Origin of the sequence: Halomonas sp. KHS3, assembly GCF_000830495.1 — a bacterium.
Taxonomy (GTDB): domain Bacteria; phylum Pseudomonadota; class Gammaproteobacteria; order Pseudomonadales; family Halomonadaceae; genus Vreelandella; species Vreelandella titanicae.
Genome location: NZ_JWHY01000006.1, coordinates 41723 through 67596 on the forward strand (window position 1 = coordinate 41723; position 25874 = coordinate 67596).

The following is a 25874-nucleotide window of genomic DNA, read 5'->3' on the forward strand; positions in this document are numbered from 1 at the left end:
GCTAGCAATGCCCGGAAAAACTACAGCATCTCCTAGCGAAATCAATTCAGTCATCGATTTTTAAGAGATATCTTACAAACCCAATAGCGAATGTCTTACAAAATCCGGCATTTTGGACAGAATTGTAAGATCGCTGACCGCCCTTTTGGTCGCCAGCGAAGTTTAGCTGTCACAGTACGCACGCACATTGAACGGGGAGTCTCTGTCAAAAGAGATATTAGAGGCCTGCTGAGAGTTTGAGTCGCCGCCCCGACCACTTCCTGACCCGGAAACCGAAAGGACAAATCCTATCTGTGCGCGAAACGCATTCATTTTATCCGCCACGCCTTAAATACGCTTTTTAGTCGTCTACACGTGTGTTATCCATTAGGATTAATGCGATGAGTCACTTCAACCCCGTCAGGAGATGCGCCCATGCTGCTTTCCACTTGGTTGCTTTTTGTTGCCGTGGCACTGGTCAGCATTGCCAGCCCCGGGCCCGCTTTTCTAGTCGCGGTGCGCAATGGCATGGCAGGAGGAGCCAAACGCGTGGCGCTTTCGTCGCTGGGCAATATCACTGGCCTACTCATACTGGCCAGTGCAGCAGTCTTGGGGCTGGGGGTGGTGTTGAACGCCTCGGAAGTGCTGTTCAACCTGCTTAAACTGGGCGGCGCAGCCTACTTGATCTACCTGGGCATTCGTCAGTGGCGCAGCAACACCTCCCTTGCGGTCTCAACCAGCCCGGCAAAACCCACTCCCAGATGGCGCACTGTCAGTGAAGGCATACTGGTCGCCATGAGCAACCCTAAGGCGATCCTGTTCTTCACTGCCCTGTTTCCACAGTTTCTGGATACGCAGCGCGCTTTGCTTCCTCAGTTCTCCATCATGGTAAGCACCTTCATGGCACTCTCCTTTGTCACCTTGATGACCTACGGCACCCTTGCCAAGCATCTCGCCCGCTGGCTGAGCAGTCGCTCGCGGGTGACATGGGTCAATCGCCTGATGGGCAGTGCTTTTATCGGATTGGGCCTATCCATTTTACGCTTACGGCAGCCGGTGTAGCGCCCTATTGATTGTGGCTGCGGGCCAACGGGCAATCATCGCGGTGACAATAACGGCAAAGAGTAGCCTTGCCCACAAGATGCCCGCTATATCGGCCCCGAGCATCAAGATCAGCAGCGTGTCTTCTATAACGCTATGGCAGAGGCCGAGAAAGCACAGTGCAAGCGTGCTATCACGCTTGCTAAGCACCCCGTTCTGCAGATCCCGAATCAGCAGCCCTGCGCCATAGCTTAATCCCAACGTAAAACCAATCACCGTTACATTAGCTGCCGAACGGCCAATGCCTAATAGCTTGAGTAGCGGTAGCAAACCAAGATGAATCCAGCGCTCCAGGCCGAGCTTTTTCAGAAGTTTTAGGAGCACAATCAGCGCTAAAATAATCACAAAGATAAGCGCTAGCGTTTCAAGCTGTGCAATAGCCCAACTGCTTAGCGTTGGCGCTGTCGACAAGCTTGGTTGCCATACCAATGCTACTGGCGCTTGCAACAAACCAAAATACGAATAGAAGCAGTGCAAGAGCCAAGCAAGCAGCAAAGCCCCACCTACGCGCAGGACTAACGTAGCCCACCAAGGTACGCCAGCGCGCTTGGCAACGGCCCCCTCAACAGGAATTGAGTGCCCTACCAGCATTAATGCACCCAGCACTGTCACTTGCTCGACACTCAAGTGCATATCACCAGCTACTTGGAGAAATACCGCAATGGCGGTGTACAAGTTGGTAAAGAGCGCCGCCGCCCACACAACGCCCAACTGCTCGGGCAAACCGAGTATGCTCATTAAGGGAGCTAATACCGTTCCCAGCCAGCCGATAACCCCCAAGAGCTCTAATCCTTTGACGATAAGCAACGCTGGAATCAGGATTTTGAGCAGCGTCAGGTACACGCGCAGCGCGTCTTGTAATAGGTGAGTTACCCAAGCCAATAGATGATGAATTTTTATCTGCATCAAGCCCCCGTTGCCATCATTTGAACAACGGTTATGATAATGGGGCTGGCGCAGAATATTCTTTTCAATTCCGCACTAACAATCACTATTCGTTCTTTATGAGCTCAGAAAGGACATTTTATTTCATGGACGCCATTGATCGACGAATCCTTGACCAGCTTCAGCGTAACTCCAGCCTAACCAACCAAGCATTAGCGGATGCGATAGGGCTTTCACCCTCTGCCTGTTTAAAGCGCGTTAATCGATTACGCGACGCTGGAATCATTGAGCAGGAGGTAGCACTACTCAATCCTGACGCCTTGGGGCAGTGCTTGCACATGGTGGTAGAAGTCACCATGGAGAGGGATAACAAATCACTCTACCAGCGTTTTTTAACAACAGCGCTGAGCGCCCCTGAAGTGAAGCAGTGCTATCAGGTAACCGGAGAGTGTGATTTTGTATTGATCGTGACAGTCGCTGATTTAGATGAGTACGACCACTTCTGTGATCGTGTGCTCTATGGCGACGACAACCTGCGCAAGTTCCGCACGCTATTGTCACGTAAGCGGCATAAGTTTGATACGTCTGTACCGATGGAAAGCTTGCGCTCTACATAGCAAAATTCACTCTGCTTGAGCGATAGGATATGTCTCCCAGCCGCTTGGCGACTCATCGCCAAGCCAATATGACAATACCGCCTGACTTGCCGCAAATAACGGCGAGGGAAGAGCGCCGGGGCTAAACCAACGCCATTGAGTAAACACCTCTGGCTCAAGCAATGCTGCTTCGGCATCCTGCTTCACCGTAACTAACACTGCACCGGTAACTGTAGAGACTGAGCTACTCAGGTGTTGGGTTATCACCAGGATCTTCACACGTTGCCACTCGGTAATGCCTGTTTCTTCTGCCATTTCACGGAGAGCTGCCGTCTCAAATGACTCCCCCGCATCAACATGACCGCCGGGTAAGCACCAGCACGGCGACTCTCCATGTTTATCGCGGTATCCAAGCAGCACGGCTCCGTCCGGGCGAAGCACAATAGCGCCCACCCCGATAACAGGCTGTCCGTTATTGCCCATCAGTAACTCCTTCCTGGTTCAGCTAGTGTGCAGGCGCCCTTAAGCCGTCAGCCCAATCCCTCTTAAAATCACCGAGGTCACCGACTGCACGGCCTTTTCGAACTGCAAGTCGTCCAGTGGTTGGTCGTCGTTGAGCAGGTAGATTTGGTAGTCGAAATCCGCGTAGTGCTGGGTGGAGGCCCAAATCATATAAAGAAGGTAGGAAGGCTCGACGGGGTTGATTTGACCTGACTCGACCCACTCGCGAATTTTCGACTCCTTAAGCTTGGCCCATTCGTAAAGGTTGTCGCGCAGGCGCTCCTTAAGAATCGGCGCGCCCTGCATGACTTCGGCCGCCCAAACTTTCGAGCCGTGGGCGCGGTTGCGGGAGTGGTTCATCTTGGCGCGAATATAGGTGGAAAGCACGACACGAGGATCATCGTAGAGCTCGAAGCAGAGCGCGTCCTGTTTCCACACCTCGAGAAGCTCTAACAGAACATCTTGATACAGCGCTTTTTTGGTCGAGAAGTAGTAGTGCACATTGGACTTGGGGATCTCTGCCAGTTGTGCGATTTCGCCCATGGAAGCACCTGCATAGCCCTTTTCGGCAAACAACTGCTCTGCCGCCTGGAGAATCTTTTTTACGTTGGTTTGCCGAATTTCGTCCTGGGTTCTCGCCACGCTGTTCTCGTCCCTATACGTCTGAAGTACGCACCAAAAAAAGCACCATCGCAGAGCGACGGTGCTGAGAAGATGTCCTAGTTACTCTAAGACGTCAACTTTGATTGTTGGGGAACGAGAACTCGGCCCGGGTGGCCTCGCTCACCGACGGCCAGCGCTGGGAGACCGCCTTGCGGCGAGTATAGAAGCGCACCGAGTCCGGCCCGTAGGCGTGAAGATCCCCAAACAGCGAGCGCTTCCAACCACCAAAGCTGTGGTACGCCACGGGCACCGGGAGCGGCACATTCACGCCCACCATGCCAACCTCGATACCATCGGTAAAGCGGCGGGCGGCTTCGCCATCGCGGGTGAACAGGCAGGTGCCGTTGCCATACTCGTGGTCGTTGATCAGGTGCATGGCGTCATCCAGGCTACCCACGCGCACCACGCAAAGCACCGGCCCAAAGATCTCTTCCTGGTAGATGCGCATTTCGGCGGTGACGTTATCGAACAAGCAGCCGCCCACGAAATAGCCCTCTTCATAGCCTGAGACTTGAAGGTCGCGACCATCGGCAACCAGTGTCGCGCCAGCCTTTACGCCATCTTCGATGTAGCCGAGGACTTTATCCCGGTGCTCAGCGGTCACCAGCGGCCCCATATCCAGATCCCGCTTGGTGCCAGGGCCAACTTTTAGTTGAGCGATTTTAGGAAGTAGGGTTTCAACCAAACGGTCTGCGGTCTCGTCGCCCACGCATACCGCTACCGAGATCGCCATGCAGCGCTCCCCGCAGCTACCATAGGCCGCTCCCATCAGCGTGTTGGCAGCGTTTTCCAGGTCGGCATCCGGCAGCACCACGGCGTGGTTCTTCGCCCCACCCAACGCCTGAACGCGCTTACCCGCGGCGGAACCACGAGAGTAGATCGCCTCAGCCACTGGCGTTGAGCCGACAAAGGAAATGGCTTTAACAGCCTTGGCATCCAGCAGCGTTTCCACCGCTTCGCGACCGCCGTGGATTACATTCATTACACCTTTGGGTAGCCCCGCTTCTTGAAGCAATTCGGCTACTGCCATGGCCGCCGAAGGGTCTTTCTCCGAAGGCTTCAATATAAAAGTATTACCGCAGGCAATTGCCATGGGGTACATCCACAGCGGCACCATAGCGGGGAAGTTAAACGGGGTAATGCCCGCCACTACGCCTAACGGCTGAAAGTTAGACCAAGCATCAATACCTGGACCTACGTTGTGTGAGTACTCGCCTTTGAGCAGTTCCGGTACGCCGCAGGCATACTCGACGTTCTCAATGCCACGCTTGAGTTCACCCATGGCGTCTTCTGGAGTTTTGCCATGCTCTTCGCTAACCAGTTGCACCAAGCGGTTAGCATTATCTTCGAGCAACTGCTTAAAGCGGTACATCACCTGGGCGCGCTTGGCGGGCGGGGTATCGCGCCAAGCGGGAAATGCCGCCTGGGCAGCGGCAATTGCACGCTCTACGTCAGCGGCATCAGCGTCAGCCACTTGGCGAATCACCTTGCCCGTTGAGGGGTTGGTGACATCCAGCGTGCGCTGGCTTTGAACTAATTCACCGTTAATCAGGTGGGAAACATTACTCATATTTAAACTCTCTGAAGTTTAGATCAGTCACTTATGCCAACGAATCCAAGGTGGTCGCCACCGCGTCGAACAGCCGCTCTAGCTCGGCCTCGGTGGTGCCAAAGGGCGGGCCAAACTGTAGGGTGTCGCCGCCGTAGCGCACATAAAAGCCCGCTTCCCAGAGCGCCATATGCGCATCGCGGGGGCGAATCGTTGGGTCGCCATCGCGGGGCGTTAGCTGAATCGCCCCGGCCAAGCCGTAGTTACGAATATCGACGACATGATTGCGACCTTTCAGAGCGTGCAGCTTCTGCTCAAAGGTAGGCGCGATAGCGCTAACCTGGGCGGGGAAGTTCTCATGCTCCATCATTTCTAGAGCGGCCAATCCCGCAGCGCAGGCCACCGGGTGGGCGCTGTAGGTGTAGCCATGGGGAAATTCAACGGCGTGCTGGGGGCCGCCTGCATGCATAAAGGTGTCGAAAATCTCGCTGGAAGCGATCACAGCACCCATGGGGATGGCACCGTTAGTGATCTGCTTCGCTACGTTCATGATATCCGGCGTTACGCCAAAGGCTTCAGCGCCGGTAGTCGCGCCGCTGCGCCCAAAGGCTGTAATCACTTCGTCAAAGATCAGCAGAATATCGTGGGCAGTACAGATCTCGCGCAGCCGATCCAGATAGCCTTTTGGCGGCACGATCACCCCCGCCGAACCGGACATCGGCTCGACAATCACTGCGGCAATGGTGGAGGCATCGTGTAGGGCGATTTGATCGAGCAATGCATCGGCAAGCTCGGCACCGGTTTCCGCTTGACCACGAGTGTAGGCGTGACCCGCCTGAAGGGTATGCGGCAGATGTGTTACGTCCATCAACTGGCCGTAGTGTTTACGATTACCACCGATACCACCCAGGCTGGTACCGCCAATATTCACCCCATGATAGCCCTTGGCGCGGCCGATCATGCGGGTCTTCTCAGGTTTACCTTTTAGCCGCCAGTAAGCCTTGGCCATTTTGACCGAGGTATCCGCCGCTTCTGAGCCCGAGTTGGTAAAGAACACATGATCCAAGCCGGCGGGCGTCAGGCTGGCAACCTTTTCCGCCAGCTTAAACGCCAACGGATGGGCAAGCTGAAAACCGGGAGCAAAGTCGAGGGTGCCAAGCTGTGCCGCCACGGCTTTTTGAATCTCTTCGCGGTTATGGCCCGCACCGCATGTCCACAGTCCTGAAAGCGAATCGAACAGCTTACGGCCCTGGTCATCAATGTAGTAGCGCCCTTCCGCCCCGGCAATCACGCGCGGGTTAGCGTGAAAATCACGGTTAGCGCTAAACGGCATCCAGTAGTGCTGATTAAGTGCCGTTTTAGAAGACACCTCCTCCATAGAAGAGCTCGATGCTTCAGGCTTCGTTTTGCTTTTTATTCCAAACATGCTGTCCAGCTCCATCGCTATAAGACTTGGTCTCAGCATGCGCCAGCAAACACGTTTATAAAATTATGCTTTTCTTTTGTTCACGTTAGAGAATCTATACGTAACCAGGCATCTTGACGTGCTTCTTGAACTTGACGCCGGTTAAAAAAGCACCTAATCATTATATTTATACGAATAAATACAACAAATCCATGGAGCACGCCCAGCCAGTACTTGGCACCGATAACGTTGCTTCCAAGAAGCTCGCTGTTGGTGGCTGAGTACTGAAAATACCGCTCACAAACTCAATATAAACAATTCACTATGGACATAGGGCAAACTCGCTATGAAGTATTTAACTCCCCTCAAGCTGTCGATTTACAGCGTCATGCTTTTCAGTTTCTTTATGCTGGAAAGCCCCGTCATTATGCTGGCTAACCGGATAGAGCCCCTGTTGATGGGTATCCCTTTCCTGTTGGTGTGGAACTTGTTTTGGTGGTTTGTGCTAACGGCGCTTTTTTTGGTGGCCTATTTCACCAACTGGGGCAGCCCAACATCGACACCGGAAAGCGCCACTAAACAACACTAAGACGGGGGATTAAACATGACCGGCAGTCTATTAATTATTGCGGCATTTATGATTATCCCCTTGATGGTGGGGGTTCTATCAGCACGCCAATCGCAAGAAACCAGTGAAGACTTTTTTGTTCAAGGTCGCGCCATGGGCAGTATTGCGGTATTTTTCACCGTGGCGGCGACATGGTGGAGTGCGTTTGCGTTCCTCGGCTCTAATGCCACCTTCTATACCAATGGGCCGGTATTTCTGACCGCGTTAGCCTGGAACCTGCTATTTGGCTTTATGTATTACTGGATTGGTAAACGGGTTTGGTATTTAGGCAAACGATTTAACTATTTAACGCCCTCAGACTTAATAGGTGACTTTTATAACAGCGAAGCGCTGCGTATTACCGTTGCCGTTATCACACTGATTTTTACCGTACCCTATCTACAAATACAGCTAACTGGCGGTGCCTACTTAATCGAAGTCGCCTCGGGTGGGCTGATTCCTTTCTGGCTCGCCGCGCTGCTGTTCTACTTCATTATTATTATCTACGTATGGATTGGCGGCATTCGTGCTATCGCCTGGACCGACGTAATTTATGGAGCTCTGCTGTTCTTCGGCATGATGTACGCAGGCTACTATATTTCCACCCAAGTAGGCGGTTCAGCAGCGCTATTTAGCCAGCTTCAGCAAACATCTCCTGAACACCTCACCATGCCAGGGCCTAACGGCACCATGGGATACCCCATGTGGTTCTCGCTGTTCGCCATTACGGCTATTGGTGCTTTTATGGGCCCACAAATCTGGTTACGCATGTACTCGGTCAAACATGGCAAGCTGTTCAACTTAATGCCCTTTTTACTTGGCTTAGCCGCCTTTGCCTATGTGGGTTCGGTACTCTCTGGCTACTCCGGCGTGCTGCTTGAGCCCAATGTAGAAAATCCCGATCAAATTCTGCCCATCATGCTGATGGAGTATGCCCCTTACCTGCTTGCCTCGCTGATTATGGCGGCGGGCGCGTCTGCAGCCATGTCTACAGCGAATTCGCAGATTCATGCGGTTTCCACCGTAGTGACGATGGATATCTATAAGCGCTATGTGAACCGTGAAGCAAGCCAAGCACGGATCGTTTATATCGGTCGTTTATCGTTAGTAGGCTTCTCTCTGGCAGCTTATATCATGGCGCTAACCGTTCCCGGTGTGTTGGTGACTATCGGCATTGCTGCGCTGGCAGGTACCGCACAACTGGTTATTCCTACCATTGGCGCTATCACCTGGAAAAAAGCCCACCCCACTGCGGCTCTCGCTGGGCTTTGGGCCGGTGTTGCCTGTGTACTACTGATGACCTTTGGCCCGCTAAGCGCCCCCTTTGGTTACCACGCGGGTATTTGGGGACTGTTGCTGAACACTGTGCTGTTTGTGGGCCTAAGCCATGGGCTGCATCGTCGTGATACGGCGGTAGTAGAACGCTTTACCCAGGCACGCTACGACTATGATGCCGAGTACCACCCCGAACGCTTGCCTGCATACACCCAAGAAACGACCAGCGCCGCTAACTACAAATAAGGAGTGGGTTGATGACTCAATCCCCTGTTTCAAAGACAGTTTCAACCACTGGTTCAGCCGCTAAGCGCCGGCCCAAGCTTGCAGAACTGATTAGCGATGATATCAAGCGCTGGATTGCCGCCGAGTCATTAGGGGAAGGTGATCGGCTGCCGAACGAAAAAGCGCTGATGGAGCTTTACGGTAGCGCCAAGGCCACTGTGCGCGAAGCGCTCAAGATCCTTGAGGTTGAGGGGCTGATCACCTTAAAAACCGGGCCTAAAGGGGGCGCGGTGATTAATCAGCCAGGCATGGAACCCGCCAGCCGTATGCTGCGTAACTTTCTGCATTTCCAGCAACTGGATGGCAAGCAAGTTTACCAGTTGCGCAAACTGTTGGAAGTAGAGCTGGCGGCATCAGTGGTGGGAAAGCTCACCGAGCACGACTTCCAGCAGTTGGAAGCCAATATGTCGGCCTGTGCCTGTTGCGCGAGCGATGCAGAGGATCACCGACACCAGCGCTTTTTGGAGCTCGAATTTCACCAACTGCTGGCCCGCGTCTGCCCCAACCCTTTGCTCGCGTTTATGTGCCAGTTTTTAAACGACATGCTGCGCGACTTGGTGGTGATCAAAAAAGCCTACGTTCCCGAACGCAAGCAGTTCGATCACGCCAATCAGGACTACCACCGCCAGTTGGTGGAAGCCTACCGCGCTGAAGATATCCAGCGTGTGCGTCAGGTAATGGCCGAACATATGGCCGATGCCGAGCACCATATGAGCGCGCTGGAAGCGGAAATGGCCGCGCAAATGCTGATCAGCAATGATTCTCCCAATATTCAGAACCATCGCTCCAAGCTACATGATTTACCAACGGAAAACCTGTCCGTTTAACCTTGCGAGGATACTGAGATGAACACCTACGTTTCGCCAACACCTGATATCACCAGCCTACGTACAGACAGTGACCGCCTCTGGGAAGCATTAATGGAGATGGCCAAGCTGGGCGCCACCCCTAAAGGCGGCGTTAATCGTCAGGCGCTTACCGATCTAGAACGTAAGGGGCGTGATCTATTTATCCAGTGGTGCAGAGCCGAGGGCTGCACGATACGGATTGATAATATCGGCAATATTTTTGCCCGCCGTGAAGGCAGCGACCCCAACGCTAAAGCGGTAATGGCAGGCAGCCACTTGGATAGCCAGCCTACCGGCGGCAAGTACGACGGCTGCTTCGGCGTACTCTCCGGCCTGGAAGTGATTCGCACCCTTAACCAGCACAACATCACCACCCAATCCCCTATCGAAGTCGTGGCCTGGACTAACGAGGAGGGCTGCCGTTTTCCGCCCTGCATGATGGGCTCTGGCGTATTCACCGGCGAGCTGGCGTTTGACGCCATGATGGCGCGCGCCGACGCCGATGGCGTCACGGTAAGCGATGCCCTGGACGCCATTCACTACCGCGGAAGCGATAATGTCTCGCCAAGCGAGATCAAGGCCTACTTTGAACCACACATCGAGCAGGGCCCGATTTTAGAAGATACCGATACCACCATAGGCGTGGTTATCGGTGGGCTTGGACAGAAGTGGTTTGATTTAACCCTGACAGGGCTTGAAGCCCACGCTGGCCCTACACCGATGAACCTACGTCGGGATGCCATGATGGGCGCAGCCGAAGTCACCCAAGCGCTCAACCGTATCGCCTTTGATCATCAGCCCCACGGGCGTGGCACAGTGGGCTGTATGACGCTGCACCCCGGTTCGCGTAACGTGATTCCCGGTCAGGTCAAAATGACCCTGGATATGCGCCACTGGGAGCCTGAAGCGCTTGAGACAATGGGTCAGGCAGTCGCCGCCGCTGTTGAGGAGATTTGTCAGCGCCATGGCCTTGAATACCACCTGGAACCCACTGCCAATTTCGCCCCTGAATACTTCGACAAAGCGTGCGTGGACGCAGTACGCCAAAGTACAGAGCACCTCGAACTTTCCCATATGGATATCATTAGCGGTGCAGGCCACGATGCGATGTTTGTCGGCCGTGTTGCTCCCGCCGCGATGATCTTTATTCCCTGCAAGGATGGCATCAGTCACAACGAGATCGAAAGTGCGACACCAGAGCATGTCCACGCAGGCTGCAATGTGTTGCTCCACGCCATGCTGAATGCCGCTGGCATCGTCAGCAGCGTTGGCGGAACAGGGGAGTAACGATGGCCGAGACGTTTGAAACACTCACGGCAGTCGACGCATTGGCGCACTTTGGCGAGGGTTCTCTCTCGCCAGAAACTCTGATTGATGACTGCTTGGCACGGATTACCCGCGATAACCCCAAGGTAAATGCGTTTACCTGTGTGAACGAGGTAGAAGCCCGGCGTTTGGCAGCAGAATCTGCACAGCGCTGGCAGGCAGGTACGCCGCTTGGCCCGCTGGACGGAATACCTGTCACCATCAAGGATTTAACCTTAACCAAAGACCTGCCTACACGGCTGGGCTCGACAACCACGTCACCGGATGGCCCTTGGGAGGTGGATGCACCGATCAGCCGCCATCTACGCAACGCCGGGGCTATCGTGATCGGCAAGACCACCTCGCCGGAGTTTGGCTGGAAAGGCGTCACCGATAACCCGCTACACGGCATTACCCGCAACCCCTGGAATATCCAACTAACGCCAGGAGGATCATCAGGCGGTGCAGGGGCTGCCGCTGCACTTAACCTTGGTATGCTTCACCAGGGCAGCGACGCGGGGGGCTCTATTCGCATCCCATGCAGCTTCACCGGTACCTTTGGTATTAAACCCACCTTTGGCTGGGTGCCTCAGTGGCCCGCCAGCACCATGAGTACGCTTTCTCATTTAGGCCCTATGACCCGCACCGCCGCTGACAGCGCGCTTATGCTTAGCGTGATAGCGCAGCCGGATGTGCGGGATGGCTATTCCGGCAACCCACTCGGGCCAGACTGGCTAACGCCACCCCCTGTTGACCTACGCGGCTGGCGCATCGCCTTTAGCGCTGACTTTGGCTATGTAGAAGTAGCCCCGGATATTGCGCAGCGGGTTGAGGAAGCCGTGGCCCATTTAGAAGCATTGGGCGCGACGGTAGATCGAATTGACCCTGGCTTTAGTGATCCGCTTAAGACGTTTAATACGCTCTGGTTTGCGGGCGCCACCCAAGCGCTCGAAAAACTCAACGAACAACAGCAGGCAGCACTCGACCCTGGGTTTCTGGATATCGCACGGCGCGGGCAGGATGTATCGCTTCCCGCCTACCTCGCCGCCCGGCGTGAGCGCAGCGAATTAACGGCGCAGATGGCGGAGTTTCATCAGCGCTATGATTTGCTGGTCACGCCTACGATGCCCATTGCGCCCTTTGCCGCGGGCCACAACGTGCCACCGGGCGAGCGCTATAAAGACTGGATGGACTGGACGCCGTTTAGCTATCCCTTCAACCTTACCCAACAGCCCGCCGCATCACTGCCTTGCGGGCTGGATAACCAGGGGCTGCCGGTAGGCTTGCACCTTGTAGCAGACAAATATCAAGACCTTAAGGTATTACATGCTGCCCAACTGCTGGAGCGCTACTTGCCGCCACTGACACCACCAGGAATAGCATAACCACACTAGCTGGCTACTTATAAACCAACTGTTTTCGCGCCAGCTCAGCAAACTGTTTACGGGAGGGTTTAAAGCCCACCCCTAGCGGCCAGGCCAGCCAGGTATCGGGTACCATAAAGCCAGGCAGTGCTTCGCGAACCCAGGTGTTTAGCGCCTGCTCTTGGACGGCCTCACCGTGCCAATCGACAAACGCCACCGGGCGCTCGCCCCACTCGGGGTGGGGCACTGCTACAACCAACGCCTGGGCGATGTGGGGGTGGTCGACCAACCGCTGTTCGATGCTTTCTGGCTGGATATTCTCGCCACCGGAGATAAAGCCATTATCGAGCCGCCCTTCCACCACCAGCGCGCCTTCCGCATTGAAGTGGCCCTTGTCGCGGGTGGCAAACCAGCCTTCGTCGTTGAGGGCTGGATCAATCTCGCCCTTATTCAAATAACCGCAAAACAAGGTTTCGCCGCGTACCTGTATCTCACCCTCAACCACCCTCACTTCACGGCTTGGCAGCGGCCTACCGACAACGCCCGGCGAGGTGGGTATGCCGGTGCAAACTTGGCTGGCCATCTCGGATAGCCCATAGCTAACCTTCGGCGTCAGCCCCAAGGAGGTCATCTTTGCCACCAGCGGCGCGGGAATGGCCGCGCCGCCCAGTAGCAGCTCGCGCAGTTGCGTGCGCGGGGGCGTAAAGCCCGCTTTCAGCAGTCGCCACAGCTGAGTAGGCACCAGTGAAAGGTGGGTGATTGACTGCTGTTCAAGGCGCGCGGGAAGCGTTTGCGGATCGTCATCGAGAATCACCCGCCCACCAGCAAGAAAAACGCGGAACGGAATAGCGTAGCCACCGATATGAAACAGTGGCAGCGACAACAGCCAGCCACTGTTTTGATCAACGGGAATAAACGACGCCGAACCGCGGGCGGAGGCTAAATGATTGGCCACACGATGCAGCACCGCCTTGGGCGTACCGCTGGAACCAGAGGTAAAAATGGTGTTACACAGCTGGCTGCCATCGAGCGCTGGCGGCTCACCTGAGCCAGCTTCCGCCAGGAAATCCAGGGTGATCGGCGTTAGCGGTGAAGAGGTTAGCTGTGAAGAGTAATCATTGTCACTTTCCGTTTGGCAGACGCGGCCAACCTGCAAGCGCTCAGCTAAATTGAGCTGCTGGGTAACAGGGAATGCTGGGTTAAACGGGCAGAAAACAACCCCAACCCGCAGACAGGCCCACGCCAGCAGCAAGGATTTAAGCGAGCCTTTGGCGGGCACCACTAAGCGATCACCGGGCACAAAACCTGCGCGCTTCAGTTGCTGCATTAAAGACGCCACCCGGCGATTAAGCGTTCGGTAGCTAAGACACACGGAGCCAGCCTCTACCGCAATATGCTCAGGGGTCTCTTTGGCCCAGTAGTGAATGGGGCAGGTATCTATCACGCTAAATTTTCCATTTTAGAAAGACAGTGCACGTTTTCTGTCATCACCTCACCCGCTAGATTAGTCACACGTCCGGCAAGCCAATGGCCGGTATCCAACCCAGGCGGCTCATCAGGCGCCCACTCGCTTGCCAGGCGGGCAAGCTGCACAAGGCCTAGATCGGATTCAAAGCTGGAGGAGACCACCACGCGAAGATTACCCGCCCGTGCCCGTTGAACGAGTGCTTCGCAGTCGCTTAGCGAGCCGATTAGCGTGGGTTTGATTACCAAGGCTTTGAGCTGTGGGTGGCAGTACCACTCTTCCCGGCGGGATAGCGTTTCATCCAGGGCAATGGCCACCCCCGTTGCTTCTGCCACGGCGATGGTGTCAGCAAAGGCAGCGCAGGGCTCTTCCAGGTAGTCGATCTGTTTAAGGGGTAGGCGCTCACAGAAGCGCTGGGCATCTTCCCGCGTCCAGCCGCCGTTGGCATCCAAAATCAGCTTGGTGGTGGGCAGCCGAGCGGCAAGTTGTTCAATCAGCGCCAGCTCCTCCTCCATAGCATGGCGTGCCACTTTCAGCTTGAGCCGAGACGGTAGCGAGGCTTGCCAATCGGCGGTTGAAAGAGACTGGATCAGCGCGGCAGGTGCACCCTGGAGCAGTGGGTAGGGCGGCAAAGGCTCAGGAAGATTGAGTGGCCAAGAGCGTTGGACGCAGTCAAACCCAAACTGCACCGATGGCAGCGTTGGGGAGACTATTTCGCCTCGGCTCAAAGCAGCCAAACAAGCCAGACTTTCGGCTTCAGCTTCCGCCAGGGTTTCCGTTGAGAAGCCAGGTAGCGGGGCAATCTCGCCCCACTGCCCGTTAATAGAAACTAACAGCCCTTCTCTATTCGCCAGCCGCTCTCCTTTAAACATTAACGGTCGGCGGAACGGTAGAGAGTAGCGGTAGAGCGCCAGTTGCATTAAGGGTTACGCGGGTAGCGGGAAAAATCCGGGCGGCGCTTTTCATTAAAGGCGTTACGACCCTCCTGTCCCTCTTCGGTCATGTAGTAGAGCATGGTGGCATTGCCCGCCAGCTCCTGCAGCCCGGCCTGGCCGTCGCAGTCAGCATTGAGCGCAGCTTTTAGGCAGCGCAGCGCCATGGGGCTATGCTGCAGCATTTCCCGGCACCAGCGCACGCTCTCTTTTTCAAGCGTCTCCAGCGGCACCACGTGGTTGACCAGCCCCATTTCCAGCGCTTGGGCGGCGCTATATTGGCGGCATAGAAACCAGATCTCCCGGGCCTTTTTCTGACCCACAATGCGCGCCATATACGAGGCGCCGTAGCCGCCATCAAAAGAGCCGACTTTAGGGCCGGTTTGGCCGAAGACAGCGTTCTCGGCGGCAATGGTCAGGTCGCACATTAGATGCAGCACGTGGCCGCCGCCGATAGCATAGCCCGCCACCATCGCCACTACTGGTTTGGGGCAGGTGCGAATATCGCGCTGGAAATCCAGCACGTTGAGGTGGTGGGTGCCCTCTTCATCCTGGTAGCCGCCATAGTCACCGCGAATGCGCTGGTCACCGCCGGAACAGAACGCTTTGTCGCCTGCGCCAGTGAGCAGAATGGCGCCTATAGAGCTGTCGTGGCGGGCACGATTGAGCGCTTGGGCCATCTCGCTAACCGTCAGCGGGCGAAAGGCGTTGCGCACCTCGGGCCGGTTGATAGTGATGCGCGCAATGCCATCGGCAGTGGTGTGGTACAAAATATCCTGATAGCCACCGGAGCGATCCTGCCACTCTACCGGCGCATAGAGTTCCGTTTCAGTGAGTCCGTTAATCATGCCTATCTCTTCTTATCTGTTAGGGCGAAATGCTGACAGCGAGCCGTTTAACCCAGCATACCTGCGACGACTAGACCCAGCGCCACAATGCTTACCAGCGCAGCACCACCGTACATTAGCTTTTTGTTGAGCGCGTCATGGCCCACGCTAATGTCAAACAGCCCATGGCGCAGGCGGTGGGCGGCGTGAAAGAGCGGCAAACAGACCACTGCTCCAACAAAAAGAAAGCCCGGTACGCTGAACAGCAGTGCCGATGCCCGCTCATAGCTCAGCACCTCGGCGGGCAGCAGGCCAAGGGGCAGTAGAACGGCTATAAATAGAATCACGGCAGGCAGAAAGACGGCAAAACAGACGCCACCCGCGCTAAACAGCCCCCACCAGAGCGGCTCATCAAAGGCCTGTTTATGCTGAGCGCTGTTTTTGCCCATGCTTGGTTTATTCATGGCTAGTTTTTCCATAATTACGCCCTCCCGAATAGCCAGATAAACAGCAGTGCGACCGCCACTACCCCTGCCCACTGACCAGCAACAATGGCCTGATCAGGCAAGCTATGCCCGGCGATACGCAGCGGCATTACCCGTGGGAACAGCACAAAGAAGGTGGCGGCGTGAAACAGGCTGGCGGCCAGCGCTAGAAGATTCAGCACTAATACGATGGGGGAGCCCATAAAGGCGATCCACCCCTGCCAGCTTTCTGCCCCTTGAAGAAGAGCAACCATACCGGCGAGTAAGCAGAGCGTAAAAAACACCAGCGGCAGCACAGTGGCTTCGCGCAGCATATAGAGTTTAAAAAAGCGGTGTTTCAGCCACCAGTTGCGTTTCAGTGGCGGCAGGCGTTGCGATGATGATTTATCCATGACGTTCCTCCCCTACCCTTTAAACAGCGCAATGAGTGTGTGTTTGGCCGCTTCGACCTTGCCCTGATTGACCGCAGCGGCGGGGTCAACGTGTTTGGGGCATACCTTGGAGCAGAAGCCCACAAAGGTGCAGCTCCAAACGCCTTCGTGGCGGTTAAGTTCGGCCATGCGCTGCTTCTTGCCGTGGTCGCGGCTATCCAGATTGTAGCGGTGGGCCAGCGTTAGCGCCGCCGGGCCAAGGAACTCAGGATTCAAGCCAAACTGCGGGCAGGCCGAGTAGCAGAGGCCACAATTAATGCAATTAGCGAACTGCTTATAGCGGGCGAGCTGCTCAGGGGACTGCTGATAGGTTTCCGGCGCCTGGGGGTCATACGGTTTTACCGGGTTGTCATCAATCAGGTAGGGCTTAACCGCGGCCAGGTGCTCAAGGAATATCTCCATATCCACCACCAAATCCCGCTGCACCGGGAAGTGGGATAGCGGCTCGATGCGGATCTCGCCTTCATAATCGCGCAGGAAGGTTTTGCAGCCGAGCTTGGGAATGCCATTCACCATGACCCCACAGGAGCCGCAAATCGCCATCCGGCACGACCAGCGGTAGCTCAGCGTGCTATCGAGCTGTTCTTTAATGTGGTTGAGGGCATCCAGCAAAGAGGTGCTGTCGTCCACCGGCAGTTCGTACTGCTGCCAGTAGGACTCAGCCGAACTGTCTGGCAAATAGCGTTTAACGCTGATTTGTTTGGTGCTGATCTGCTGGGTGTTCATGCCTTGCCCCCCTTGCCCGCATCGCCATAAGCCCGCTCCGCCGGGGCGGAAAACCGCACATCGACATCCTGCCAGTGTAGCTCGGCATGGGCATCGCCTTGATAAAACACTTGGCTGTGCTTGAGGTAGTTAACGTCGTCGCGTTTCTGCATACCTTCATCCAGGCGCTGATGGGCACCACGGGATTCACGACGTTCAAGCGCCCCTAAGCAAGAGGCTTCGGCAATATCCAGGCCACACTCCAGTTCAAGACATTCCAGTAGCTCGGTATTGAATATCTTGCTGGTATCATTAACGCGAACCTTATTAAAGCGCTCACGTAGCTGACGCATGGTATCCAGCGAATGGCGCATGCCCTCTTCAGTGCGGTAAATACCGCAGCCACTCTCCATGGCTTGCACCATGGCGTGCTTGAGTGCTACCCAATTCTCTGCCCCCTCGGTTCCGTCACAGAGCCGCAACAGCTTGGCTTGTTGGCGATCGCCCTGGGCTTCCAGCAAGCGCTCATCAGCCCACTCGGTTTTGGCCGCTCGCTGGCTCGCTTGTTCACCGGCTAAGCGGCCAAATACCAGCAGCTCGGTCAGCGAGTTGGAGCCCAGGCGGTTGGCACCGTGCAAACCAACTGAAGCACACTCCCCGGCGGCGTAAAGCCCGGCAATGGAGGTTTCGCACTGAGGGTCGGTCTCAATCCCACCCATGGTGTAGTGAACCGCCGGGCGAATGGGAATGGGGTCTTTCACCGGATCAACATTGATATAGGATTTAGCCAGTTCACAGATAAACGGTAGGCGCTCCAGAATGTACTTTTCACCCAAGTGGCGCAGGTCGAGATAGACCACATCGCTGTCGCCAAACTTGCCGGTGCGGCCCGCCTGCTGCTCTTGCCAGAAGGCCTGGGAGAGTTTGTCCCGTGGCCCCAGTTCCATATATTTGTTTTCCGGCTTGCCAAGCGGAGTTTCTGGGCCCAGGCCGTAATCCTGCAGATAGCGGTAGCCCTCTTTATTGAGCAGAATGCCGCCTTCGCCCCGGCACGCTTCGGTAATCAAAATGCCAGAACCGGGCAGGCCGGTGGGGTGGTACTGGACAAACTCCATATCCCGCAACGCCACACCGTGACGATAGGCCATCGCCATGCCGTCGCCGGTGACAATTCCCGCGTTGGTATTGAAGCGGAACAAGCGCCCTGCGCCGCCGGTAGCGAGAATCACCGCTTTAGCGCGCAGCAGGGTCAGTTCACCGGTAGCGATCTGCAGGGCTATAACGCCAATAACCGCACCTTCGTGTACCGCCAGATCGAGCACAAAGAACTCATCAAAACGCTCAATCTCTGGGTACTTCAGCGAGGTCTGAAACAGGGTGTGGAGCATATGAAAGCCGGTTTTGTCGGCCGCAAACCAGGTGCGTGCGGTTTTCATGCCCCCGAAGCGGCGCACCTGCACTTGGCCATCGCCTTTACGGCTCCAGGGGCAGCCCCAGCGCTCCATCTGCACCAATTCTTGATAAGCGTGATGAACAAAGTAGTCGACGACGCCCTGCTCAACCAGCCAGTCACCGCCTGACACCGTGTCGTCGAAATGCGCTTGGTGGGAATCTTCGGCACTGGTGACGGCGGCAGCGCCACCTTCAGCCGCCACGGTATGGGAACGCATGGGGTAAACCTTGGACAGCAGCGCTATGCGCTGGGGAGTGCCCTGCTCTTTGGCCTGCTCGGCAGCCCCGATAGCAGCGCGTAAGCCTGCACCACCCCCACCAACAATGACGATATCAAAATCTCGCTGTTGCATGAAAAGCCCCTTCATTAGCCAAGTCAAAGGTGGTACTGGCGGCAATCTGCGCTGCCGTCTTGTCTATTCGAACTTACCATACAAGGGGAAGGCCCTGTTCATTAGTCCAAAGGACTATTGATGTACATCAAGAAAGGGAGGAATCGAGCTAGCATCACTTTTACCCTAGTGCTGCACCGCCTACTCTTCAAATCACTCACTGCCGGGCAGACCACTGCCCACCAAGCAAAAAGAGCACACTACCAACACTGAAGAGAGGTGCCGCATGACGACCGATGCTCAACCCTCGCCGCGATGGAAACTGTTAGCGCCGCTAGCAGTTGCTATCATCGTCGCGCTGATACCCACTCCCCTGGGGCTTGCGCCTCATGCGTGGTACTTTTTCGCCATTTTCCTCGGCTGTGTGGTTGGCCTTATTCTTGAACCATTGCCGGGCGCAGTGGTGGGCCTGGTCGGCGTTACCCTGGTGGCACTACTTTCCCGGTGGGTGCTGTTCTCTCCGGAGCAACTGGCGACTGACGGATTCAGTGCTGCTAACCAGGCATTCTCATGGGCGGTGTCGGGCTTTACCAATTCCACCGTATGGCTGATTTTCGGCGCATTTATGTTTGCCTTGGGGTATGAAAAAACCGGACTCGGCAGGCGAATATCGCTTTGGCTGGTCAAGGCAATGGGAAAACGTACGTTGACTCTTGGCTACGCGGTGATGATTGCCGATGGCATTCTGGCGCCGTTTACGCCCTCGAACACCGCACGTAGCGCAGGCACGATCTACCCCGTGATTCGCAACCTGCCGCCGCTTTACGATTCGCACCCCAATGACCCCAGCATGAAGCGCATGGGCAGCTTTTTGATGTGGACCGCGCTGGCTTCCACCTGTGTGACCAGTTCGCTATTTTTGACCGCTCTGGCGCCCAATCTATTGGCGATCGCGCTAACCGAGAGCGCGACAGGTATTCATATCAACTGGGGGCAGTGGTTTATGGCAGTAGCACCTGTCGGCATTCTGCTGCTCCTGCTGGTGCCGCTGCTGAGCTACTGGCTATGCGCGCCCGAAGTGAAAGCGGGGAATGAAATCTCCGACTGGGCGGGGCAGGAGTTAACCAAGCTGGGAGCACTGACCCGCCATGAAATAATGCTGGTCATTATGGTGGTCACCGCCCTGCTGCTATGGATTTTTGCGGGCGATATTATCTCTGGGTCGCTGGTAGGCTTGGTGGTGATCTGCGGCATGCTGTTAACCGGCATTGTGACCTGGAGCGATATTCTCGATAACCGAGCAGCCTGGAATACCTTTGTATGGTTTGCCACTCTGGTGGCACTAGCGGGCGGGCTCAGCCAAGTAGGGTTCGTTAACTGGTTTGGCAATGTGGTTGGCGGGCAAATAAGCCACTTCAACCCCCTAATGGCCATGGTGGCGCTGGTGGTCATTTTCTATCTACTGCACTACTTCTTTGCCAGTGTTACTGCCCACGTTACCGCCTTGCTACCGGTGATTCTGGCAGCGGCATCAGGCATTGCCGGTCTGGATATGCAGATGTTTGTTCTGCTACTGCTACCCACACTTGGCTTTATGGGCATTCTGACCCCCTACGGCACAGGGCCAAGCCCGGTTTACTACGGCAGCGGCTACCTGCCCAGCGCGCTCTTTTGGCGCCTAGGGGCGGTCTTCGGGCTGCTATTCCTAGTGGTTTGGCTGGTGGTCGGCCTGCCCTGGTTAATGGTGATCAGCTGATAAACATTAGCCTAGCGTGCGATACCAGGCATTGAGCTGCTGAGCAATCATCTCAGGTTGCTCAGCATGAAGATTGTGGCCCCCTTCCAGCGTGATATGGCGCAGGCGCGGGGCCATTGTTGCCAGATGAGACGCCAGAGTGTGGAACTTGATGTCCCGCTGCCCCGAAAAGTACCCCACCGGTAGCGAGGTGCTTTCCAGCCACTGCCAAAGCGTAGGCTGTTGACCCAAGGAAGTTGATTGCAGCATGCTGGCAATAGCTGGCCCATGATTCGCTAGCCGACGTTGAATCTGCCGACCGCGCTGAACCTCGGTTAAGTCGGCGAACACCGGCTGCTGGTACCAGTCGGCAAGTACGTTTTCCAATGGTTCCTGCTCGAAGCGTGTTGCCCAGTGCTCATCGTGCGCAATTCGGGCAGAGCGCTCACTGGCGGGCAGCCCTGGGTGGGCACTCTCCAGCCAGAGTGCTTCCAGCCCCGGTGGCTGACGGCTGGCATGGTACAGCGCCAAGCGCCCGCCCAGGGAGTAACCCAGTAGGCAGTAATGGCGAACACCGTGAGTTATCAGCGTATCGACAAGCCAGTGGTGAAAGACCTCAAAAGAGCCTACCTGCACGTGGTGATTCTGGCCGTGGCCGGGTAAATCCAGCGCGAGGCAGTGAATGCCTTCCAAGCCAGCGATTACCTCCGCCCAGTCGTGGCTATCGCCCAGCAAGCCGTGGAGCAGTACCAGGGTCGGCGCCTGCTGCTGAGGTCTACTGCTCACGCGGCTCCCCTCGAATTGCTTCGCCAAGGGCCTTAAGATCCTCGGCGACCTGCTGGTGGGGCACGTTCACCTCGATCAACGTAACGCCCGACTCTAACGCCTGGGTATAAGCCGCCGCGAAGGCTTCCAAGGAACTGGGCGCCAAGTAGCCAAGCCCAAACATCTTGGCGGCATACTCGAAGTTCAGCCCATGTGGCTGGCGATAATAGCGCTCCAGCAGTTCCCCCTCTTTGGGCACCGGCAGCATATGAAAAATACTGCCGCCATCATTATTAAGGATCACCACCACCAGAGGCTGCGCTGCCTGCTTTAACAGTGCGAGGCTATTGAGATCATGCAGTGCGCTGGTATCGCCCAGCACAATGGTAGTGGGTTCTGAGCAGGTGCAACTGAGTCCAAACGCTGTAGCGATTAAGCCATCGATGCCCGAGGCGCCGCGATTGGCGAATACCTGCAAGGGCGTTTGGCGATGCTTACCCAGCATATTCATTAGCCGCGCTGGCAGGCTGTTGCCGATAAACAGCTGCCCTTCCGCCAGTTGCGCTAGCTGATGGCAAACACCCAGTTCTGAGAGTGACCTACACCGCTCTTCCACAAGCTGACTAGTGCGTCGTTGGAGGCTAGCCAACTGATGCCAAACAGGTTTCTCAGGGATCGCTGGCAAATCCGCGATAAAGTCGGCGGGCGAACATATCACACGGCGCTTAACGCAGTAATCAGGATCCAGCCGCTGGGGCAGCGGATCAACCAACCAGGCATCCTGCCAGGAATGTTGGGCAATAAACTGAATGAGTCGCTTGGAAATTAGCCGACCGCCAAACTGCAGCAGCACCTCTGCCTTAGCCAGTTCATCGAAGAACCGCCCATCGTGGAGTGCCAAATCAAAATGAATCAGATTGTGAGGATCAAAACGCACCTGGCTCTGCACATCCACCAGCAGTGGCCAGCCCAGTTGCTTGGAGAGCGCTACCACTTGCTGTGCCTGCTGCGGGTCATAGATGCTTCCTGCGACAATAATACCTCGATGTCCGACAAATGCTTCCCATACGTCACTAAGCGCTGGAACCGTGGCGCGCTCCTGCACATCACCCCATGACCAATCACTCCAAGGCGTGGAGTCCATCAGCCAGTCCCCCAGCGGGGCGAGATAGTCACTGGCATCCACTAAGGCGTCGCCAGGATAGAGAGGCTCGCGATAACGGCAGTTGATATGGATGGGCCCAGGGGTGCGGCGCTGCTGATCAACCGCTTGGTCAATAGTGCTAAGTACAAATGCTGCTTTTATCTCAGCATCGGGCGGCGGCAAGTCGTGGTGAACAATCGTGTGGCGGGAGAAGATATCCCGCTGGTCGATTGCCTGATTGCTGCCGTTATCCAGCAGCTCAATGGGGCGGTCGGCGGAGAGCACAATCAGCGGCACGCCGAGCAGGTTGGCTTCCACCACCGCCGGATAGAGGTTGGCCACGGCGGTGCCTGAGGTAGTAATCACAACCACGGGCCGGTAACTGCCCCGGGCAATGCCCAGCGCCATAAACCCCAGCCCCCGCTCGTCAAAATGGCAGTGGCAGCGCAACCCGGCATGCTCGCTGGCGGCCATGGTCAACGGTGATGAGCGAGAGCCGGGCGCCACCATCACATCGCGCACGCCCAAGCGATAAAGCTCCTCCAGCATTAGCGCCGACCAAACATGATTAAAGGTGGCGTGCTCTTGCGCAAAACCGCTCAATACAGGTGTTGCCATGTGTGTTATCCCATCCCTAGCAGCGACATAATATCGGCGATTTTGGTATCCAGCTCGCGCCACTCTTCGTCCACCTGGGAGCCCGCCACAATGCCGGCACCGGCATAAAGCCGGATCATTTCTGAATCGATATAGGCGCAACGAATGGTCACGGCGAGGTCGCTACTGGCGTGGCTGATTCGACCAAACACCCCCGAGTACCAGCCGCGTTGATGGCGCTCATGCTGTCGAATAAACGCCAGCGCCGATTCGCGGGGAACGCCGCCCACCGCCGGGGTCGGTGGCAGTGAGGAAAGCAACGACTGGTCGGTGACGCGGTGGTGTAACTCGGCATGAATCAGACGGCGAATATGCTGCAAAGAGCGCAACTTAATAATATGCGCCTCGCCCATTTGGACTTGTGAAGAAAGCGGCTCAAGCTGGGTCAGGATTTGCTGATAAACGCACTGGTTTTCCAGCGTGTTTTTCTTATCTGCCAGTAGCTCAGCGGCAAACGCCTGATCTTGCCCGGCGTCACGTCCTCGGCGCGTCGTGCCTGCCAGCGCCTCGGTGATTAAACGCCGACCGTCACGCTTATATAACTGCTCCGGCGGACAGCCGATAAACGCCTCATGGGGTGTCAACTGGATGCCAAAGTGAAAACAGTCAGCGGCACCGGCCTGCCAGCGTGACAGTAGTGCCCAAGGGTTAGGCGTTTCAGATGTTGTCAGGCGCGTTTCACGGGAAAGCACCACCTTGGGCGTATGCCCTAGGTGGTCGAGGTTTGTCACCTGCCCCACCCAAGCCGCCCACTCTTGTTGGCTGGGGCGGTCTTCACGCTGGTAAACCAAAGGCTGCAGGCGTGGCAGCGGCTGCTCTGCTACCAGCGCGTCTAAACAGGCATAAGCCTGGGCGATTTCGGCACCGGGGGAACGGTCATCGAAACGTAGATTCAGTGATAGCGTCGCGCCACCTTGATGGCGTTTAAGCTCGATACGCGGCAGCAAAAAGTGGCAGGCTGGAAAGTACTCCCACCCCGGCGTACCAGGGTCGAATGCCATGCCGCCAAAATAGTTGGGCTGTTGGCCGCCTGCTTCAGCCAGCGCAGCAAGATCCGCCTGCAGCGCCGCTAACGAATCAAACGCCTTAATCGCCCCCAACACCGCACACTCAACGGCGTTCGTATCACGCGCCTTCCAATAGAGGCGGGGATAAACGCTCTGCACATTTAGCCACCCCATCAGGTTATCCACCTGACAGGGAGTGCTTAGGCGCATAAACCCTTTTTTAGCGCTATCACTAAGTGTATCAAGCTGGTACTTGAGAGCTTCAATAGGGTGTGTGGAGTGCATATTTCGCCTTTTAGGCAAGCGTGACTAGCGATGCATATTTGCATTGTCTAAATAAGTCACCAAACATCGCGTAAACTCTTGGTGTGGTGCTCCTCCAGTGTGGGGCAAGGCGACACGATTTGCTTTGACTTAAGTCTACTTTTTAACAGTTAATCATACATTGCCGAATGTTTGATAATTGCCACGCCAGCCAATGTTTAAACGAAAATCGAGGAATATCGTCATAATGGAACGACTCGCTAAGCGCCGCCACTACCAAGCCTGGTTGCTAGCCGCTCGCCCCCGAACACTTCCACTGGCGTGCGCTTCTATTTTATTGGGTACTGGGCTAGCGGCTAGCGTGGACGCCTTTAATGGCGCGGTGCTTTTGCTTGCCCTGCTGACGGCCATTGCGCTACAGGTACTCTCTAATCTAGCCAATGACTATGGCGACGCGGCTTCCGGCGCCGATGACCAATCACGCATTGGGCCGGTTCGGGCAGTCTCTTCTGGCTTGCTGACACCACAGGCAATGCGCGCCGGGATGGTTATTACGGCAATCGTAGCAGCGCTGTTAGGACTGTTATTGCTGGTGACCGCCTTTGGCTACCAGTGGGGACAGATTGTCACTTTCCTGCTGCTAGGTGCCGCTTCTTTATTGGCAGCCGTGACCTATACCGTTGGCCTGGGTGGAACGCCCTATGGCTATCGTGGATTGGGCGATATTGCCGTCTTCATATTTTTCGGCCTGTTAGGCGTTCTAGGCACCTATTACCTGCATACCCACCAGCTAAGCTGGCTGCCGTTACTACCCGCCGCCGCCTGCGGGCTGTTAGCAACCGCCGTGCTCAATGTGAATAACGTGCGCGATATCGAAAGCGATGCACGCAACGGCAAGGTCACCCTGGCGGTGCGCCTTGGCCGCACTAAGGCAATTAGCTACCACTGGGCGCTACTGGGATTGGCGCTGCTGCTTACCTTGATCTATTTAGTTGCGCTGCCGGTGTCGTGGGTGGGATGGAGCTGCCTGCTGGTGGCCAAGCCACTGATTGACGCAGCCAGAACGTTAAGCCATACCCGTGATGGCAAGATCCTAACCGGCATGCTGAAGAAAACGGCCATTTCAACGCTGCTTTACAGCGTGCTGCTCTCTATTGGCTTGGTGTTTTTTTAAGTCTTAGTTAGCACTTAACAGCCGCACAGCTCAAAACAGATCCACACTCTGGCGGTCATGAAATCCGGTGCAGGGAAAATCCCCACTTACTTAGGTAAACTAAGCCGCTCTAAATACGCCAGCCGTACCAGTGTCT

General features: G+C 56.0%; 24 protein-coding genes. 9 read left to right on the plus strand and 15 right to left on the minus strand.

Annotated elements, in window-relative coordinates; all coding sequences use genetic code 11:
• The first annotated feature begins 414 nt into the window (after positions 1-414).
• The gene (locus tag RO22_RS15090) at positions 415-1041 is read left to right on the plus strand and encodes a LysE family translocator (protein WP_027957055.1); all 627 of its coding nucleotides are present in this window, start codon (positions 415-417) and stop codon (positions 1039-1041) included.
• On the opposite strand, the gene RO22_RS15095 is transcribed toward RO22_RS15090, so the two are convergent.
• Entirely contained in the window at positions 1024-1986 is a 963-nt protein-coding gene (locus RO22_RS15095) for a nucleoside recognition domain-containing protein (RefSeq protein ID WP_041158694.1), read from the minus strand. The genes RO22_RS15090 and RO22_RS15095 overlap by 18 nt on opposite strands.
• A gap of 125 nt (positions 1987-2111) precedes the next feature.
• On the opposite strand from RO22_RS15095, the gene RO22_RS15100 reads away from it, so the two are divergent.
• Positions 2112-2582, plus strand: a complete 471-nt coding sequence (locus RO22_RS15100) for an Lrp/AsnC family transcriptional regulator (RefSeq protein WP_041158695.1) — start codon at positions 2112-2114, stop codon at positions 2580-2582.
• 6 nt (positions 2583-2588) lie between these two features.
• Here RO22_RS15100 and RO22_RS15105 read toward each other — a convergent pair whose 3' ends face one another.
• The 4 genes from RO22_RS15105 to RO22_RS15120 all read right to left on the minus strand — a co-directional run bounded on the left by RO22_RS15105 (position 2589) and on the right by RO22_RS15120 (position 6700).
• A complete protein-coding gene (locus RO22_RS15105) occupies positions 2589-3044 on the minus strand; it encodes a nucleotide triphosphate diphosphatase NUDT15 (RefSeq protein ID WP_039857320.1) in 456 nt (151 codons plus the stop codon).
• Positions 3045-3083: 39 nt separating this feature from the next.
• Positions 3084-3704, minus strand: coding sequence for a TetR/AcrR family transcriptional regulator (locus RO22_RS15110; protein WP_041158696.1), 621 nt, complete (start codon positions 3702-3704; stop codon positions 3084-3086).
• 94 nt (positions 3705-3798) lie between these two features.
• Positions 3799-5295 (minus strand): CoA-acylating methylmalonate-semialdehyde dehydrogenase, encoded by a 1497-nt coding sequence (locus RO22_RS15115; protein ID WP_041158697.1) that lies wholly within the window; start codon positions 5293-5295, stop codon positions 3799-3801.
• 31 nt (positions 5296-5326) lie between these two features.
• Positions 5327-6700, minus strand: coding sequence for an aspartate aminotransferase family protein (locus RO22_RS15120; RefSeq protein ID WP_041158698.1), 1374 nt, complete (start codon positions 6698-6700; stop codon positions 5327-5329).
• A gap of 325 nt (positions 6701-7025) precedes the next feature.
• Between RO22_RS15120 and RO22_RS15125 the strand changes: the two genes are divergently transcribed.
• The 5 genes from RO22_RS15125 to RO22_RS15145 are packed head-to-tail and all read left to right on the plus strand — an operon-like array spanning position 7026 to position 12384.
• Positions 7026-7268 (plus strand): hypothetical protein, encoded by a 243-nt coding sequence (locus RO22_RS15125; RefSeq protein ID WP_041158699.1) that lies wholly within the window; start codon positions 7026-7028, stop codon positions 7266-7268.
• A gap of 15 nt (positions 7269-7283) precedes the next feature.
• Complete coding sequence (locus RO22_RS15130) at positions 7284-8807, plus strand: sodium:solute symporter family protein (RefSeq protein ID WP_041158700.1); 1524 nt, start codon at positions 7284-7286, stop codon at positions 8805-8807.
• Between the two features lie 11 nt (positions 8808-8818).
• Entirely contained in the window at positions 8819-9673 is an 855-nt protein-coding gene (locus RO22_RS15135) for a FadR/GntR family transcriptional regulator (RefSeq protein WP_039857328.1), read from the plus strand.
• Positions 9674-9691: 18 nt separating this feature from the next.
• Positions 9692-10981, plus strand: coding sequence for a Zn-dependent hydrolase (locus RO22_RS15140; RefSeq protein WP_009285917.1), 1290 nt, complete (start codon positions 9692-9694; stop codon positions 10979-10981).
• 2 nt (positions 10982-10983) lie between these two features.
• On the plus strand, positions 10984-12384 hold the full coding sequence (locus tag RO22_RS15145) for an amidase (protein ID WP_041158701.1): 1401 nt from the start codon (positions 10984-10986) through the stop codon (positions 12382-12384).
• A 13-nt stretch (positions 12385-12397) separates the two neighbouring features.
• Here the strand turns inward: RO22_RS15145 and RO22_RS15150 are convergent, their stop codons facing one another.
• The 7 genes from RO22_RS15150 to frdA are packed head-to-tail and all read right to left on the minus strand — an operon-like array spanning position 12398 to position 19013.
• Entirely contained in the window at positions 12398-13807 is a 1410-nt protein-coding gene (locus tag RO22_RS15150; protein ID WP_041158702.1) for an AMP-binding protein, read from the minus strand.
• A complete protein-coding gene (menC, locus tag RO22_RS15155) occupies positions 13804-14748 on the minus strand; it encodes an o-succinylbenzoate synthase (protein ID WP_041158703.1) in 945 nt (314 codons plus the stop codon). Before menC ends, RO22_RS15150 begins: the two co-directional genes overlap by 4 nt.
• On the minus strand, positions 14748-15608 hold the full coding sequence (gene menB, locus RO22_RS15160) for a 1,4-dihydroxy-2-naphthoyl-CoA synthase (RefSeq protein WP_041158704.1): 861 nt from the start codon (positions 15606-15608) through the stop codon (positions 14748-14750). Before menB ends, menC begins: the two co-directional genes overlap by 1 nt.
• A gap of 47 nt (positions 15609-15655) precedes the next feature.
• Positions 15656-16051: a fumarate reductase subunit FrdD gene (gene frdD, locus RO22_RS15165; RefSeq protein WP_235270517.1), complete on the minus strand. Its 396-nt coding sequence runs from the start codon at positions 16049-16051 to the stop codon at positions 15656-15658.
• 17 nt (positions 16052-16068) lie between these two features.
• A complete protein-coding gene (locus RO22_RS15170) occupies positions 16069-16464 on the minus strand; it encodes a fumarate reductase (protein ID WP_041158705.1) in 396 nt (131 codons plus the stop codon).
• Positions 16465-16476: 12 nt separating this feature from the next.
• Positions 16477-17229 carry a succinate dehydrogenase/fumarate reductase iron-sulfur subunit gene (locus RO22_RS15175; RefSeq protein ID WP_009285922.1) on the minus strand — a complete coding sequence of 251 codons (753 nt, stop codon included), beginning with the start codon at positions 17227-17229 and terminating at the stop codon, positions 16477-16479.
• Positions 17226-19013, minus strand: coding sequence for a fumarate reductase (quinol) flavoprotein subunit (gene frdA, locus RO22_RS15180; RefSeq protein ID WP_022521692.1), 1788 nt, complete (start codon positions 19011-19013; stop codon positions 17226-17228). Before frdA ends, RO22_RS15175 begins: the two co-directional genes overlap by 4 nt.
• Positions 19014-19278: 265 nt before the next feature.
• On the opposite strand from frdA, the gene RO22_RS15185 reads away from it, so the two are divergent.
• Entirely contained in the window at positions 19279-20748 is a 1470-nt protein-coding gene (locus tag RO22_RS15185; RefSeq protein ID WP_027957066.1) for an anion permease, read from the plus strand.
• Between the two features lie 6 nt (positions 20749-20754).
• Here RO22_RS15185 and menH read toward each other — a convergent pair whose 3' ends face one another.
• From menH to RO22_RS15200, 3 genes are read right to left on the minus strand one after another with little or no spacing between them, the layout of a single operon-like run.
• The gene (gene menH / locus RO22_RS15190) at positions 20755-21513 is read right to left on the minus strand and encodes a 2-succinyl-6-hydroxy-2,4-cyclohexadiene-1-carboxylate synthase (protein WP_041158706.1); all 759 of its coding nucleotides are present in this window, start codon (positions 21511-21513) and stop codon (positions 20755-20757) included.
• Complete coding sequence (gene menD, locus RO22_RS15195; RefSeq protein WP_041158707.1) at positions 21503-23254, minus strand: 2-succinyl-5-enolpyruvyl-6-hydroxy-3-cyclohexene-1-carboxylic-acid synthase; 1752 nt, start codon at positions 23252-23254, stop codon at positions 21503-21505. The genes menH and menD overlap by 11 nt, the downstream gene beginning before the upstream one ends.
• Positions 23255-23259: 5 nt before the next feature.
• Positions 23260-24585 (minus strand): isochorismate synthase MenF, encoded by a 1326-nt coding sequence (locus RO22_RS15200; protein ID WP_041158708.1) that lies wholly within the window; start codon positions 24583-24585, stop codon positions 23260-23262.
• A gap of 226 nt (positions 24586-24811) precedes the next feature.
• On the opposite strand from RO22_RS15200, the gene RO22_RS15205 reads away from it, so the two are divergent.
• Positions 24812-25738, plus strand: a complete 927-nt coding sequence (locus RO22_RS15205) for a 1,4-dihydroxy-2-naphthoate polyprenyltransferase (RefSeq protein ID WP_041158709.1) — start codon at positions 24812-24814, stop codon at positions 25736-25738.
• The last annotated feature ends 136 nt before the right edge of the window (positions 25739-25874 follow it).

Coding starts and splice junctions, on each gene's coding strand:
- RO22_RS15175 (WP_009285922.1), bottom strand. CDS start 17,229: ATGAACACCCAGCAGATCAGCACCAAACAAATCAGCGTTAAACGCTAT.
- frdA (WP_022521692.1), bottom strand. CDS start 19,013: ATGCAACAGCGAGATTTTGATATCGTCATTGTTGGTGGGGGTGGTGCA.
- menD (WP_041158707.1), bottom strand. CDS start 23,254: ATGGCAACACCTGTATTGAGCGGTTTTGCGCAAGAGCACGCCACCTTT.
- RO22_RS15130 (WP_041158700.1), top strand. CDS start 7,284: ATGACCGGCAGTCTATTAATTATTGCGGCATTTATGATTATCCCCTTG.
- RO22_RS15120 (WP_041158698.1), bottom strand. CDS start 6,700: ATGTTTGGAATAAAAAGCAAAACGAAGCCTGAAGCATCGAGCTCTTCT.
- RO22_RS15200 (WP_041158708.1), bottom strand. CDS start 24,585: ATGCACTCCACACACCCTATTGAAGCTCTCAAGTACCAGCTTGATACA.
- RO22_RS15170 (WP_041158705.1), bottom strand. CDS start 16,464: ATGGATAAATCATCATCGCAACGCCTGCCGCCACTGAAACGCAACTGG.
- frdD (WP_235270517.1), bottom strand. CDS start 16,051: ATGAATAAACCAAGCATGGGCAAAAACAGCGCTCAGCATAAACAGGCC.
- RO22_RS15205 (WP_041158709.1), top strand. CDS start 24,812: ATGGAACGACTCGCTAAGCGCCGCCACTACCAAGCCTGGTTGCTAGCC.
- RO22_RS15100 (WP_041158695.1), top strand. CDS start 2,112: ATGGACGCCATTGATCGACGAATCCTTGACCAGCTTCAGCGTAACTCC.
- RO22_RS15125 (WP_041158699.1), top strand. CDS start 7,026: ATGAAGTATTTAACTCCCCTCAAGCTGTCGATTTACAGCGTCATGCTT.
- RO22_RS15145 (WP_041158701.1), top strand. CDS start 10,984: ATGGCCGAGACGTTTGAAACACTCACGGCAGTCGACGCATTGGCGCAC.
- menB (WP_041158704.1), bottom strand. CDS start 15,608: ATGATTAACGGACTCACTGAAACGGAACTCTATGCGCCGGTAGAGTGG.
- RO22_RS15105 (WP_039857320.1), bottom strand. CDS start 3,044: ATGGGCAATAACGGACAGCCTGTTATCGGGGTGGGCGCTATTGTGCTT.
- RO22_RS15140 (WP_009285917.1), top strand. CDS start 9,692: ATGAACACCTACGTTTCGCCAACACCTGATATCACCAGCCTACGTACA.
- RO22_RS15095 (WP_041158694.1), bottom strand. CDS start 1,986: ATGCAGATAAAAATTCATCATCTATTGGCTTGGGTAACTCACCTATTA.
- menC (WP_041158703.1), bottom strand. CDS start 14,748: ATGCAACTGGCGCTCTACCGCTACTCTCTACCGTTCCGCCGACCGTTA.
- RO22_RS15185 (WP_027957066.1), top strand. CDS start 19,279: ATGACGACCGATGCTCAACCCTCGCCGCGATGGAAACTGTTAGCGCCG.
- RO22_RS15090 (WP_027957055.1), top strand. CDS start 415: ATGCTGCTTTCCACTTGGTTGCTTTTTGTTGCCGTGGCACTGGTCAGC.
- RO22_RS15115 (WP_041158697.1), bottom strand. CDS start 5,295: ATGAGTAATGTTTCCCACCTGATTAACGGTGAATTAGTTCAAAGCCAG.
- RO22_RS15135 (WP_039857328.1), top strand. CDS start 8,819: ATGACTCAATCCCCTGTTTCAAAGACAGTTTCAACCACTGGTTCAGCC.